Source organism: Marinovum sp. E3, from assembly GCF_055755275.1.
The window spans coordinates 895,051-908,597 of the sequence record NZ_CM146908.1 but is presented as its reverse complement, the minus strand read 5'-3'; the positions used below and the strand labels follow the sequence as shown (position 1 = coordinate 908,597).

Sequence of the window (13,547 nt, the reverse complement as noted above, 5' to 3'; positions counted from 1 at the left end):
ATGACCACCGTCGACCCCGAATTCTCCGCCGCCGAGGCCCGCGAAGCCCGCCGCGCGAAACTCTTCACTCGCATCAACGCAGCCGACAAATGGTTCCAGGTGCTCGGCCTCTCCTGGGCCACCCCGGTACTCAAGGCCGCAGCAGGGGACAATCCGAAAGCGCAGGTCAAGGAAATCTGGCGCCTGCTGGCCGTGCCGCTGATTGCCATCATCGCCTTCCTGATGCTCTGGGCCACGCTGGCGCCCAAGGTGCAGACGTCGCTGGGCGCAGTCCCCGGCCCGGCCGCGGTCTGGGAAGAGGCGGTCAACCTGCACGAGGACGCCGCCGCCAAGGCCGTCAAGCGCGAGAAGTTCGAAACCATGGTCGCCGCGCGCAACGAAAAGCTGGTCGAGGCTGGCCGCGCTGACGAGGTCAAGGACATCGCCTATACCGGTGCGCCGTCCTACTACCAGCAGATCTGGACCTCGATCCAGACCGTGTTCTTCGGTTTCCTGATCGCCACCGCCGTCGCCGTGCCGCTGGGCATCGCCGCCGGTCTCTCGCCCACCGCCAACGCCGCGATCAACCCGTTGGTGCAGATCTTCAAGCCGGTCTCGCCGCTGGCCTGGCTGCCGATCGTCACCATGATCGTCTCGGCGGTCTATGCCACCAACGACGGCATGTTCTCCAAATCGTTCCTGATCTCGGCGATCACCGTGACGCTCTGTTCGCTCTGGCCGACACTGATCAACACCGCGCTGGGTGTGGCCAGCATCGACAAGGATCTGGTGAATGTCTCCAAGGTGTTGAAAATGAACACCTATACCAAGATCACCAAGCTGGTCCTGCCCTCGGCCCTGCCGCTGATCTTCACCGGTCTGCGCCTGTCGCTCGGCGTCGGCTGGATGGTGCTGATCGCCGCCGAGATGCTGGCGCAGAACCCCGGTCTCGGCAAGTTCGTCTGGGACGAGTTCCAGAACGGCAGCTCCTCGTCGCTCGCCAAAATCATGGTCGCGGTGCTGACCATCGGCGTGATCGGCTTCCTGCTCGACCGCGTGATGTTCGCCCTGCAATCGCTCTTCACCTTCTCGAACAACCGGTGACATGCGCCCCGGACCTCCGGGGTCGCGCAGAAAGGACAAGCAGATGAGCATCCTGAAATTCGACAATGTCTCCAAGAGCTTCGGCGAAGGCACTGCCGCCACCTCGGTGTTGAAGAACATCGACCTCGAGGTGCAGGAGGGCGAGTTCCTCGTGCTGCTGGGCTTCTCCGGCACCGGCAAGACGACACTGATCAACCTGATGGCCGGGCTGGAACAGCCGACCCGCGGCAAGGTCACCTTCAAGGGCCAGCCGATCACCGGGCCGGGGCCGGAACGCGGCGTGATCTTCCAGAGCTATTCGCTGATGCCCTGGCTGACGGTGGCGGGCAACGTCGGCCTCGCGGTCGATACCATCTTCCCCGGCTTGCCCAAGGCGGAAAAGGCCGAAAAGGTCGCGCATTACGTCAAGATGGTGGGCCTCAGCCACGCCACCCACCGCCGCCCGGCCGAGCTTTCGGGCGGCATGCGCCAGCGGGTCAACGTGGCGCGGGCGCTGGCGATGAATCCCGAGGTGCTGCTCCTGGATGAGCCGCTCTCGGCGCTCGACGCGCTGACCCGTGCCAACCTCGCGGATGAGATCGAGGCGATCTGGGAAGCTGACAAGAAGACCTGCGTGCTGATCACCAATGACGTCGACGAGGCGATCATGCTGGCCGACCGGATCATCGCGCTCAACCCCGATGGCTCGCTGGGCGAAGAGTTCCCGGTGGACATCCCCCGCCCGCGCGACCGGGGCGAGATGAACCACCACGACGGGTTCAAGGCCCTGCGCGCCAAGGTCACCAACTACCTGATGGATGTGGGCATCGAAGCCAAGGTCGAAGGCTCGCGCATCCTGCCCGACGTGACGCCGATCCACTCGGTTCCGAAGGCGGTGCAACAGGCGCAGGAAGGCATGATCGAAGAGCGCTTCCTCGACTTCTCGCAGCTGCACAAGATCTACCCGACGCCGAAAGGCCCGCTTACCGTGGTCGAGGATTTCGATCTCAAGGTGAACCGGGGCGAATTCATCTCGCTGATCGGCCATTCCGGCTGCGGCAAGTCCACCGTGCTGACCATGGCCGCCGGTCTCAACGACATCTCCAAGGGCGCAATCCGGCTTGACGGTTACCACGTTCAGGGCGCCGATCCGGAGCGCGCGGTGGTGTTTCAGTCGCCCAACCTCTTTCCCTGGCTGACGGCACGCGAAAACTGCGCCATCGGCGTCGACAAGGTCTATCCCAAGGCCAGCCAGGCCGAGCGTCAGGACGTCGTGGAATACTACCTCGAGCGGGTGGGCCTGGCCGATGCCATGGACCGCTCTGCCGCCGACATGTCGAACGGCATGAAACAACGTGTCGGCATCGCCCGGGCCTTCGCGCTTTCGCCCAAACTGCTTCTGCTCGACGAGCCCTTCGGGATGCTCGACAGCCTGACGCGCTGGGAGTTGCAGGAGGTGCTGATGGAAGTGTGGTCGCGCACCAAGGTCACCGCGATCTGCGTCACTCATGACGTGGACGAGGCGATCCTGCTGGCCGACCGCGTGGTGATGATGACCAACGGCCCGCAGGCCACCATCGGCCGCATCGTCAACGTCGACCTGCCCCGCCCGCGCACCCGCAAGGCGCTGCTCGAACATCCCGATTACTACCTCTACCGCGAGCAGGTGCTGAGCTTTCTCGAAGAATACGAGCATGGTGCCAAGCCGAAGGCCGCCACCCCGACCGCCAAGCCCGATGAGAAGGAAGCCGCATGATGGAAGCGATGATCGACACCGAGGTGCGCACCTTCATCGAGGTCACCGAATACTGGGTGCCCGAAGAGGGCGTGCTGAAACTGGCGGGCGGCAACTACGGCGATCTGACCGAGTTCAAGGCGGCCTCCGGCCAGACCAGCTTTGCCAAGGGCGAAGGCCTGCCGGGCATGGCCTGGGCCGAGGAACGCCCGGTGGTCTTCAAGACATTGGACCCGGCCAGCTTCAAACGCGCCGATGCCGCCAGGGCGGCAGGTCTGACCAGCGCCGTGGCGGTGCCGCTGTTTGACGGCAAGGCGCTGAAGGCGGTGCTCGTGGTGCTCTGCGGCGACGGCGAGGACAGGATCGGCGCGCTTGAGGTCTGGCAGTCGAAAGACAACCTGCTGATGCTCGAAGACGGCTATTACGGCGCCGCCAAACATTTCGAATTTGTCTCGAAACACACGCATTTCCCGCGCGGCCAGGGTCTGCCCGGGGCGGTCTGGGCAGCCAATACGCCGATCCTGATGCGCGACCTGGGCTCGAGCTATGGCTTCGTCCGCTCGGAAAGCGCCGGACAGGCCGGGCTGACCACCGGTCTCGGCCTGCCGGTGCCGGTGCCGAGCGGCGAGACCTTCGTGCTGACGCTGCTGTCGGCGCGGGGCACGCCGATCGCCCGGCGTTTCGAGATCTGGGACGCCCGCGCGGCTCGCGTCGGCAAGGACGGTGCGGCGGTGCTGATCGACGGCATCTGCGCCCGCGAGGGCCGGCTCTGGGCCGCCGAGGCGGAAGAGCCGCGCCGCGCCGCTGCCTGGCAGGGGCTGATCGGCCGGGTGCTGGGCTCCGGCCTGCCGGTGGTCGACCAAGGCGTCGCCGGAATTGCCGCCGGCTACGAGAATTTCGTGGCCCTGCCGATCCATTCCAAGGGCGAGGTGTCACACATCGTCGCCTGGTATTCGTGAAAGGAAACGACATGCAGAAACTGGTCGTTATCGGCGCCGGCATGGCTTCGGGACGGGTGCTGGAGCATCTGTTCGAACAAGCCCCCGACGCCTATGAAGTCACCCTGTTCAACGCAGAGGCACGCGGCAACTACAACCGCATCATGCTGTCACCGGTGTTGTCGGGGGAAAAGAGCTATGCCGAGATCGTCACCCATGACGACGATTGGTACAATGGCAACAAGGTCACCTGCCGGTTCGGCGAAAGCGTTGTCGGCATCGACCGCGCCCGCAAGGTGGTGATCGGCGAAAACGGCGAGGTCGCCTATGACAAGCTGCTGATCGGCACCGGCTCGGCGCCCTTCATCATTCCGGTGCCCGGCAAGGACCTGCCCGGGGTGATCTCCTACCGCGATCTCGATGACACCAACGCGATGATCGAGGCCTCCTCCAAGGGCGGCAGCGCCGTGGTGATCGGCGGCGGTCTGCTGGGTCTGGAAGCGGCCGCCGGCCTCGCCCAGCGCGGCATGGATGTGACCGTGCTGCACCTGATGGGCCACCTGATGGAGCGGCAACTCGACGAAGCCGCGGGCTATCTGCTGCGCAAGGATCTGGAGGGGCGCGGCATTACCGTCAAGACCCAGGCCTCGACCAAGGCCATTCTGGGCGAGGACAAGGCCGAAGCGGTTCTGCTCGACAGCGGCGAAACCCTGCCTGCCGATCTGGTGGTCATGGCCGTGGGCATCCGCCCGGAAACACGGCTGGCCAATGATGCGGGCCTCACCGTGGGGCGTGGCATCGAGGTTTCCGCGCAGATGCAGACCTCGGACCCCGATGTCTATGCCGTGGGCGAATGCGTGGAGTTCGACGGCCAGCTTTTCGGCCTTGTCGCGCCGCTCTACGATCAGGCCAAGGTCGTCGCAGCCGCGCTTCTGGGCGAAGACGGCGCTTTCGTCCCGAAGGAGCTGTCGACCAAGCTCAAGGTCACCGGCTGCGATCTGTTCTCCGCCGGCGATTTCGCCGAGGGCGAAGGTCGCGAGGACATCGTGTTCCGCGATCCGGCGCGCGGCGTCTACAAGCGGCTGGTGATCGAGGACAACAGGCTGATCGGCGCGGTGATGTATGGCGATACCGCCGACGGCAACTGGTTCTTCGGGCTGATCAAGGACGGCACGGACATCGAAGAGATGCGCGACACGCTGATCTTTGGCCCCTCCTATCAGGGAGGTGCCGCCGCGGACCCTCTGTCAGCCGTTGCAGCATTGCCGCTTGATGCGGAAATCTGTGGCTGCAACGGCATCTGCAAGGGCACCATCGTATCTGCCATCGAAGACGGGGCCACAGACCTCGGCGCAATCAAGGCCACCACCAAGGCCAGCGCCTCCTGCGGCACCTGCACCGGGCTGGTGGAACAGGTGTTGCAAGTCACGCTGGGCGACGATTTCCAGATGCCGGCGTCGCAAGCGATCTGCGGCTGCACGGATCTCAGCCACGAGGACGTGCGCCGGCTGATCAAGAGCCAGGAGCTGAAAAGCCAGGCCGCGGTCTGGCAGGAGCTGGGCTGGTCCACGCCCAACGGTTGCCATGTCTGCCGCCCGGCGGTGAACTATTACCTGCTGGCCGACTGGCCGCTGGAATATCAGGACGACCCGCAGAGCCGTTTCATCAACGAGCGCAAGCACGCCAACATCCAGAAAGACGGCACCTTCTCGGTGGTACCGCGGATGTTCGGCGGCATGACCACGCCGGACGAGCTGCGCGCCATCGCCGATGCGGCGGACAAGTACAAGGTGCCCACGGTGCATGTCACCGGCGGCCAGCGGATCGACCTGCTGGGGGTCAAGGGCGAGGACCTGCCCGCGATCTGGGCCGATCTCAACGCCGCCGGCATGGTTTCTGGCCATGCCTATGCCAAGGGCCTGCGCACGGTGAAGACCTGCGTTGGCAAGGATCACTGCCGCTTCGGCACGCAGGACAGCACCGGGCTTGGCATCCAGCTCGAGAAAAAGCTCTGGGGCTCCTGGACGCCACACAAGGTCAAGCTGGCGGTCTCGGGCTGCCCGCGCAACTGCGCCGAGGCGACCTGCAAGGATATTGGCGTGGTCTGCGTCGACAGCGGCTATCAGATCGGTGTCGCCGGGGCCGCCGGCATGGACGTGAAGGAAACCGAGCGGCTGGCCGAAGCCAGGACCGAGCAGGAGGCGATCGACCTCGCCACCGCCTTCATGCAGCTCTACCGCGAGAACGCCAAATACCTCGACCGGCCCTACAAATGGGTCGCCAAGGTGGGTCTCGACTGGGTGAAAGAGCGTGTGGTCGACGACCTCGAGGAACGCGCGGCGTTGATCGCGCGCTTCGAGCTGTCGCAAACGATCTATCGCAAGGACCCCTGGGCCGAAGAGGCCGAGAGCAAGTCCGAGCAATATCAACCCCTTGCCGATCTTACCCTGGAGGCCGCGGAATGAGCTGGCTCGACATCGGAGACCTCAACGACATCCCGTTGCGCGGCGCCCGGGTGATCAAGACCAAGGTCGGTTGCGTGGCGCTGTTTCGCACTGCGCCGGACGAGGTCTTTGCCACCTCCGACCGCTGCCCGCACAAGGGCGGGCCGCTGAACCACGGCATCGTGCACGGCCAGTCGGTTACCTGCCCGCTGCACAACTGGGTGTTCGATCTGAACACCGGTCAGGCGCAGGGCGCCGACGAGGGCCGCATCGCGACCTATCCGGTGCGGGTCGAGGATGGGAGGATCCTGATCGACACCACCAAACTCGCGCATCGGAGTGCGGCGTGATGGACGGGGCGGGTGTGAGTGAAACACGGTCTACCTGCCCCTATTGCGGCGTGGGATGCGGGGTCATCCTGCGCCCGGACGGCGCGGGTGGTCTGGACGTCAGGGGGGATCCGGACCACCCGGCCAATCGCGGCAGGCTCTGCTCCAAGGGCTCGGCTCTGGGGGACACGCTCGACCGGGCCGGCCGCCTGCTCGCCCCCCGCATCAGCGGGCAGGAGGTGGGCTGGGACAGCGCGCTCGACCTGGTCGCCAAAAAGTTCTCCGACACCATCGCGCGGCACGGGCCGGATTCGGTGGCCTTCTACGTCTCGGGCCAATTGCTGACCGAGGATTATTACGTCGCCAACAAGCTGATGAAAGGCTTTATCGGCTCGGCCAATATCGACACCAATTCGCGGCTCTGCATGGCCTCGACCGTCGCCGGCCACAAGCGCGCCTTCGGCACCGATACCGTGCCCGGCTCCTACGAGGATCTTGACGCGGCCGACCTCGTGGTTCTGGTGGGTTCCAACCTCGCCTGGTGCCATCCGGTGCTCTATCAGCGGGTGCTGGCCGCGCGGGCGAAACGCGGGACAAAGATCGTCGTCGTCGACCCGCGCCGCACCGCCAGCTGCGACGGCGCCGACATGCACCTGGCGCTCGCCTCTGGCAGCGACGTGGCGCTATTCAACCGGCTTCTGGTCGAGATCTACGAGGGCGGCGCCTTTGACAAAGCCTACCTGCGCAATGTCGATGGTTTCGACGCCGCGCTCGAGGCCGCCTATGCCGATGATCCCACGGTCACCGGGCTGAGCGAGGCCGAGATCGCCGCCTTTTGCCAGCTCTGGATGCGGCATGACAAGGTGGTTACCGTCTTCAGCCAGGGGGTGAACCAATCCTCGTCCGGGGCCGACAAGGTCAATGCCATTCTCAATTGTCATCTGGCAACCGGGCGCATCGGCAAGCCGGGCGCGGGGCCGTTTTCCGTCACCGGCCAGCCCAATGCCATGGGTGGGCGGGAAGTGGGCGGCCTGGCCAATATGCTGGCCTGCCACCTCGATATCGAGAACCCCAGCCACCGCACCGCCGTGCGCGAATTCTGGCAGGCGCCAGCAATGCCCGAGACCCAGGGGCTCAAGGCCGTCGACATGTTTCAGGCGGTGGGCGACGGCCGGATCAAGGCGCTCTGGATCATCCATACCAACCCGGCGGTCTCGATGCCCGATGCCGACGCGGTGCGCGACGCCATTTCCGGCTGCGATTTCACCGTGGTCTCCGACATCACCGCCGAGACCGATACCGCGCGGCTGGCCGATGTGCTCCTGCCCGCCGCCGCCTGGGCCGAGAAAAGCGGCACCGTCACCAATTCCGACCGCACCATCAGCCGGCAGCGCAGCGTCCTGCCGGCGCCGGGCCAGGCGCGGCCCGACTGGGACATCCTGGCCGATGTCGGCCGCCGCATGGGCTTTCGCGCCGCCTTCGACTATCAGGCCCCTGCCGAGATCTTCCGTGAATACGCCGCACTCTCCGGCATTGCCGGCTACTTCGGCCGCGATTTCGACATCTCGGCCCTGCGCGATCTCGACGACCCGGATTACGACATGCTGGCGCCCCGCCGCTGGCCGCTGACCGAGGCGCGCGAAGGCGGACGTTTCTTTGCCGACGGCCAATTCTTTCACCCCGACGGCCGGGGCAGGATGCTGCCGCTGCGCCACCGCGCGCCAGAGGCGAAACGCGCGCCACGTTATCCCTTCCGGCTCAACACCGGCCGTATCCGCGACCAATGGCACACGATGACGCGTACCGCGCTGTCGCCGCGGCTCTCGGCGCATCTGGCCGAGCCCTTCCTCGACATTCACCCCGGCGACGCCGCCGCGCTCGCGCTTGAACCGGGCGACCTGGTGCAGGTGCAGAGCCCGCAGGGCAACGCCATCCTGCGCGCCCGGATCAGCTCAGATGTGCAGCAGGGCGACGTCTTTGCACCGATGCACTGGACCGGCGAGACCGCGCCCTCGGGCCGGATCGACGCGCTGGTGGCGCCGGTGGTCGATCCGGTCTCGGGCCAGCCGGAAAGCAAGGCGGCGGTCTGCGCCGTCACCAAACTGGCGGCGGCCTGGTACGGCTTTGCCGTCACCGCCGGCGATCTCGCCCCCGATTGCGCCTATTGGGCGCGCGCCCGCACGCCCTCGGGGTATCGCGCCGAACTGGCCGGCACCACGCCGGTCGCCGACTGGGAGGCCGAGGCTCGCAGGCTCTTCGGCCTGCCCGAGGCAGAGGTGCAATCGGTGATCGACAGCGCGCGCGGCATCGCCCGGCTGGCGTTCTACGACGAGGGCCGCTTGCTGGCCGCGCTCTTTGTCGCCCCGGAGCCGGTGGCGGTGCTGCGCGACTATCTCGTCACTCTGCCCGGAGCCGAGGCACCGCAGGCGATCACCGGCGCGCCGCCGGCCGATCAGCCCGACCCCGGGCCGGTGCTCTGCTCCTGCTTCTCGGTCGGGGTCAACACCATCCTCACCGCCATCGAGACCGAGGGGCTGATGAGCGTCGAGGCAATCGGCGCGGCGCTTGGCGCCGGCACCAACTGCGGCTCCTGCCGGCCCGAGCTGGCCGAGCTTCTGGCGCGCTGCGCCACCCCGGAGGCGGCGGAATGAGCCTGGCCCCCTATGTCCGCATCCTCGGGCGCGGCCCCGGCCGGTCGCGGTCGCTGACGCAGGAAGAGGCGCAGGAAGCAATGGCGCTGATGCTGCGCGGTGGCGCGGCGCCGGAAGCGATCGGCGCGCTCCTGATGCTGATGCGGATGAAAGGCGAAACGCCGGAAGAGATCGCGGGCTTTGCCCGCGCCGCCGGCGCCACCCTGCCGCCCCTGCCCCGCCCCGACCTCGACTGGCCCTCCTATGCCGCAGGCCGGACGCGCGGGCTTCCCTGGTTTCTGCTCTCGGCGCGGCTGGTGGCGCGGGCCGGGCACCGGGTGCTGATGCATGGCTATAACGGCGCCGATGGCGCGGTGCGGCAGGCGCTCGGCCCGGCGGGGATTCCCCTGATCGCCGATCCGGCCGAATGCGCGCAGAGCCTCACCACCCAGGGCGTGGCCTATCTGCCGCTGGAAACCCTCTCGCCCCGGCTGTTTGCGCTGCTCCGGCTGCGCGACGTTCTGGGCCTGCGCTCCTGCGTCAACACCGTCTGCCGGATGTTCAACCCCGGCGGCGCGGCAGCCTCGGTTCAGGGGGTGTTTCACCCGTCTTATCGCGGGTTGCAGACCGAGGCGGCGCAGCACCTCGGCCTGACGCGACAGACGGTGATCAAGGGCGGCGGCGGCGAGTTCGAACGCCACGCCGGCAAGCAGATCGCCTGTTTTGGCCTGCGCGACGGCGCAGCCTGGCAAGGCGTGGCGCCCGCGCTGACCGACGACACCCGCCGGCTGGATGACGGCGACACCGACCCCGCGCATCTCGCCGCGCTCTGGGCCGGCGACCGCGACGATCCCTTCGCCCGGGCCGTGGTGACGGGCACCGCCGCGCTGGCATTGGAAACGCTGGGCCATGACCGGCCGGAAGAATTGGCGCAATCGCTCTGGGCCCGGCGCCACCGCGCGCGGGCCGCCTGAGGATGTCTGCCTGAGAGGAGACCGAGATGAAAAGCTTTCCCATGTTCATCCGCACCACCGGCCGCCGGGTTGTGATCTGCGGCGGCGGCGAACAGGCGGCGCAGAAGGCGCGGCTGATGCTCAAGACCGACGCGACGCTGGTGCTGGCGGCACCGGAACTGGACGCCGAGTTGGCGGCGCTGGTGGCCGAGGGCCGTGCGGTGCATCACGCCGGGGCGATCACCCCGGCGCTGTTTGAAGGCGCGGCCATGGGTTTTGTCGCCACCGGCTGCCCGGGGCTCGATGCGGCGCTGCACGGGCTGGCCAAGGCCGGCGGCTGCCAGGTCAATGTGGTCGACCGGCCCGATCTCTGCGACCTGACGACGCCCTCGCTGGTCGATCGCGACCCGGTGGTGGTGGCGATCGGCACCGAAGGCACCGCCCCGGTGCTGGCGCGACAGATCAAGACCCAGGTGGAACAGATGCTGGCCCCCAACCTCGGCGGGCTGGCCGCTCTGGCGGGGCGGATGCGCGGCGCGGTGGCGCAACGCGTCGCGCCCGCGCGGCGCCGCGCCTTCTGGGCCTGGGCGTTTTCCGACACGCCGCGCGCGGCCTGGACCCGGGGCGCCGAACGCGCGGCGGCACAGGCGCTGAAGGCAGCGATTGCCGAGGGACGCGCGCCCGGCGATGCGCCCGAGGGGAGCATCGCGCTGGTCGGCGCCGGCCCTGGCTCCCGCGACCTGCTGACCCTGCGCGCGGTGCAGCGGTTGCAGGAGGCGGATGTGATTTTCTATGACCGTCTGGTCGATGCCGAAGTGCTGGAACTGGCGCGGCGCGATGCCGAGCGGGTCTTTGTCGGCAAGGTGGTCGGCGCCCATGCTTGGCCGCAGGAACGGATCAACGCGGTGATCGTTGCGGCGGCGCAGCGCGGCCAGCGGGTGGTGCGCCTGAAATCGGGCGATCCCGGCATCTTCGGCCGCGCCACCGAGGAACTGGAGGCTGCGGAGGCGGCCGGCATCGCGGTGGAGATCGTGCCCGGCATCACCGCCGCCTGCGCCGCAGCGGCAAGCGCCGGCCGGTCGCTGACCACGCGCGGGGTGTCGGATACGCTGGTGCTGACCACCGGCACCTGCCGCGACGAGGATCCCCTGCCCGACTGCGCCCGCCACGCCCGGCCGGGCACCACGCTGGCGCTTTACATGGCGGTGCGGCAGGCGACACGGATCGTCGACGGGCTGCGCGCCCGCGGTCTGCCCGGCGCGGCGGAGGTGACGGTGGCGGTCGAGGTCTCGAAACCCGGCGAGCGCCGGTTCACCTGCACGCTGGACCGGCTGGCCGAGAGCCTGGCCGCCCAAGCAGTGACCGGCGTGGCGGTGTTGCTGATCACATGGCCCAAGGTCGCCGCATCGGAGGTGGCGCTCTCGGCATGACTTGGCGGGGCCGAGACCGAGGGAGGCTGGTGCGCCCCGAACTTGATCCGGGGCCCCGACGTCAAAGGCAAAAGGTCCCGGCGCGGAGGCCGGGACGGCGGCGCGTCAATCACCCCGGCATGGTCTGCGCCAGGCGGTGCAGCAGGGTGTCGCGGGTCACCACGCCCAGCGCCTGGCCGTCGCGGGTCACGGTGATTTCGTCCACCTGATCCGAGAACATCTGCACCAGATCGTTGATCGGCGTCTCCGGCGCGACCTCCGGTCCCCCGCCCGCGCCGGGCTGCATCATGTCGCGGGCGCAGAGCACGCCGAGCGGGTTCATATGCGCCACGAAATCGGCCACGTAATCGGTGGCCGGGTTGGAGAAGATCTCGCGCGGGGTGCCGCATTGCACGATCCGCCCGCCCTCCATGATGGCGATGCGGTCGCCGATCTTGAAGGCCTCGTCGAGATCGTGGCTGACAAAGATGATGGTGCGGCCGAGGCGCTGTTGCAGGTCGAGCAGCTCATCCTGCAACCGCGTGCGGATCAACGGATCGAGCGCCGAGAACGGCTCGTCCATCAGAAGCACCGGCGCCTTGGTGGCAAAGGCCCGCGCCAGGCCCACCCGCTGCTGCATGCCACCCGAGAGCTCGCCGACCTTGCGGTCGGACCAGTCGGCGAGGCCAACCAGCGCCAGCTCTTCCTCGGCCTGGGCATTGCGCGCCTTGCGGTCCATGCCGCCAAGCTCCAGCCCCAGCACCACGTTGTCGCGCACCGTGCGCCAGGGCAGCAGGCCGAACTGCTGGAACACCATGGCGACATGGCGCAGGCGCAGGTCGCGCAGGCTCTTTGCATCGGCGTGGGTGACATTCACCATTTCATCGCCGCAGCGCAGGCGGACCTGGCCGCGCACCACCGGGTTGAGCCCGTTGACCGCGCGCAAGAGGGTCGACTTGCCCGAGCCCGAGAGCCCCATGAGCACGAGGATCTCGCCCTCCCGGACGTCGATGCGGCAGTTGTGCACGCCCAGAACCTGGCTGGTTTCCTGCTGGATCTCGGCGCGGTCGCGGCCCTTGTCCATCAACGGCAGCGCCTCTTCGGGATGATTGCCGAAGACGATGGAGACATTGTCGAATTCGACGGCGTTCTTGCGTGTGGTCATTTGCGGTCCACCCTCAGCATCCGGTCCAGCATGATGGCAACGACGACGATGACAAAGCCGCTCTCGAAGCCCAGCGAGGTATTCACCTGGTTGAGTGCGCGCACCACCGGCACGCCAAGCCCGTCGGCGCCCACCAGCGCGGCGATCACCACCATCGACAGCGACAGCATGATGGTCTGGTTCAGACCGGCCATGATCTGCGGAAAGGCATAGGGCAGTTCCACCTTCAGCAGCTTCTGCCAGCCGGTGGCGCCGAATGCATCCGCCGCCTCGAGCAGCGCATCAGGGGTCGAGGTCACACCCAGATGGGTGAGCCGGATCGGCGCCGGCACGACAAAGATCACCGTGGCGATCAGGCCGGGCACCATGCCGATGCCGAAGAACACGATCGCAGGGATCAGATAGACGAAGGTCGGCAAGGTCTGCATCAGGTCGAGCACCGGCCGCATCCAGGCATAGAGCCTGGGCCGGTGCGCCACGGCGATGCCGATCGGCACCCCCACCCCCATGCAGACCACGCAGGCCGACAACACCAGCGTCAGGCTCTCGGTGGTTTCCTCCCAGTAGCCCTGATTGAGGATGAAGAGAAAGCCCAGCACCACGAAGAGCGTGACCTTCCAGCTGCGTTGCAACCCGTAGGTCAGCGCCGCGAAGGCGGCGATGACCAGCAGCGGATGCGGGCTTTGCAGCACCCAGAGGATGGCCTCGATCATCGCGTCCATGGCATCCGACAGGGCGTCGAAGAACCAGGCGCCGTAGTCCTGCATCAGATCAAAGATCCAGGCGGCGGATTTGCCCACGGGGATCTTGTTGTCGGTCAGCCACTCCATGCGCGGGCCTCCCGGTTGCCGATTGTAGTGTCTGCTGTCACTCTTTCCTCCA

General features: G+C 67.4%; 10 protein-coding genes. 8 read left to right on the top strand and 2 right to left on the bottom strand.

The window, feature by feature from the left end; genetic code table 11:
- From AC0J5K_RS04495 to cysG, 8 genes are read left to right on the top strand one after another with little or no spacing between them, the layout of a single operon-like run.
- Complete coding sequence (locus AC0J5K_RS04495) at positions 1–1,083, top strand: ABC transporter permease (RefSeq protein ID WP_048530334.1); 1,083 nt, start codon at positions 1–3, stop codon at positions 1,081–1,083.
- A 43-nt stretch (positions 1,084–1,126) separates the two neighbouring features.
- Positions 1,127–2,818: an ABC transporter ATP-binding protein gene (locus tag AC0J5K_RS04490; RefSeq protein ID WP_274564685.1), complete on the top strand. Its 1,692-nt coding sequence runs from the start codon at positions 1,127–1,129 to the stop codon at positions 2,816–2,818.
- On the top strand, positions 2,815–3,756 hold the full coding sequence (locus AC0J5K_RS04485; RefSeq protein ID WP_274564684.1) for a GAF domain-containing protein: 942 nt from the start codon (positions 2,815–2,817) through the stop codon (positions 3,754–3,756). The genes AC0J5K_RS04490 and AC0J5K_RS04485 overlap by 4 nt, the downstream gene beginning before the upstream one ends.
- Before the next feature lie 11 nt (positions 3,757–3,767).
- Positions 3,768–6,200, top strand: coding sequence for a nitrite reductase large subunit NirB (nirB, locus tag AC0J5K_RS04480; protein ID WP_274564682.1), 2,433 nt, complete (start codon positions 3,768–3,770; stop codon positions 6,198–6,200).
- The gene (gene nirD, locus AC0J5K_RS04475; protein WP_274564681.1) at positions 6,197–6,529 is read left to right on the top strand and encodes a nitrite reductase small subunit NirD; all 333 of its coding nucleotides are present in this window, start codon (positions 6,197–6,199) and stop codon (positions 6,527–6,529) included. Before nirB ends, nirD begins: the two co-directional genes overlap by 4 nt.
- Complete coding sequence (locus AC0J5K_RS04470) at positions 6,529–9,159, top strand: nitrate reductase (protein WP_074834637.1); 2,631 nt, start codon at positions 6,529–6,531, stop codon at positions 9,157–9,159. The genes nirD and AC0J5K_RS04470 overlap by 1 nt, the downstream gene beginning before the upstream one ends.
- Complete coding sequence (locus AC0J5K_RS04465; protein ID WP_074834635.1) at positions 9,156–10,112, top strand: glycosyl transferase family protein; 957 nt, start codon at positions 9,156–9,158, stop codon at positions 10,110–10,112. The genes AC0J5K_RS04470 and AC0J5K_RS04465 overlap by 4 nt, the downstream gene beginning before the upstream one ends.
- A 26-nt stretch (positions 10,113–10,138) precedes the next feature.
- Positions 10,139–11,521, top strand: coding sequence for a siroheme synthase CysG (gene cysG / locus AC0J5K_RS04460; protein WP_274564677.1), 1,383 nt, complete (start codon positions 10,139–10,141; stop codon positions 11,519–11,521).
- A gap of 109 nt (positions 11,522–11,630) precedes the next feature.
- Here cysG and choV read toward each other — a convergent pair whose 3' ends face one another.
- Positions 11,631–12,665 (bottom strand): choline ABC transporter ATP-binding protein, encoded by a 1,035-nt coding sequence (choV, locus tag AC0J5K_RS04455; RefSeq protein ID WP_048530320.1) that lies wholly within the window; start codon positions 12,663–12,665, stop codon positions 11,631–11,633.
- Positions 12,662–13,495, bottom strand: coding sequence for a choline ABC transporter permease subunit (gene choW / locus AC0J5K_RS04450; protein ID WP_048530318.1), 834 nt, complete (start codon positions 13,493–13,495; stop codon positions 12,662–12,664). The genes choV and choW overlap by 4 nt, the downstream gene beginning before the upstream one ends.
- Between the last annotated feature and the right edge of the window lie 52 nt (positions 13,496–13,547).

Coding starts and splice junctions, on each gene's coding strand:
- AC0J5K_RS04495 (WP_048530334.1), top strand. CDS start 1: ATGACCACCGTCGACCCCGAATTCTCCGCCGCCGAGGCCCGCGAAGCC.
- AC0J5K_RS04490 (WP_274564685.1), top strand. CDS start 1,127: ATGAGCATCCTGAAATTCGACAATGTCTCCAAGAGCTTCGGCGAAGGC.
- AC0J5K_RS04485 (WP_274564684.1), top strand. CDS start 2,815: ATGATGGAAGCGATGATCGACACCGAGGTGCGCACCTTCATCGAGGTC.
- nirB (WP_274564682.1), top strand. CDS start 3,768: ATGCAGAAACTGGTCGTTATCGGCGCCGGCATGGCTTCGGGACGGGTG.
- nirD (WP_274564681.1), top strand. CDS start 6,197: ATGAGCTGGCTCGACATCGGAGACCTCAACGACATCCCGTTGCGCGGC.
- AC0J5K_RS04470 (WP_074834637.1), top strand. CDS start 6,529: ATGGACGGGGCGGGTGTGAGTGAAACACGGTCTACCTGCCCCTATTGC.
- AC0J5K_RS04465 (WP_074834635.1), top strand. CDS start 9,156: ATGAGCCTGGCCCCCTATGTCCGCATCCTCGGGCGCGGCCCCGGCCGG.
- cysG (WP_274564677.1), top strand. CDS start 10,139: ATGAAAAGCTTTCCCATGTTCATCCGCACCACCGGCCGCCGGGTTGTG.
- choV (WP_048530320.1), bottom strand. CDS start 12,665: ATGACCACACGCAAGAACGCCGTCGAATTCGACAATGTCTCCATCGTC.
- choW (WP_048530318.1), bottom strand. CDS start 13,495: ATGGAGTGGCTGACCGACAACAAGATCCCCGTGGGCAAATCCGCCGCC.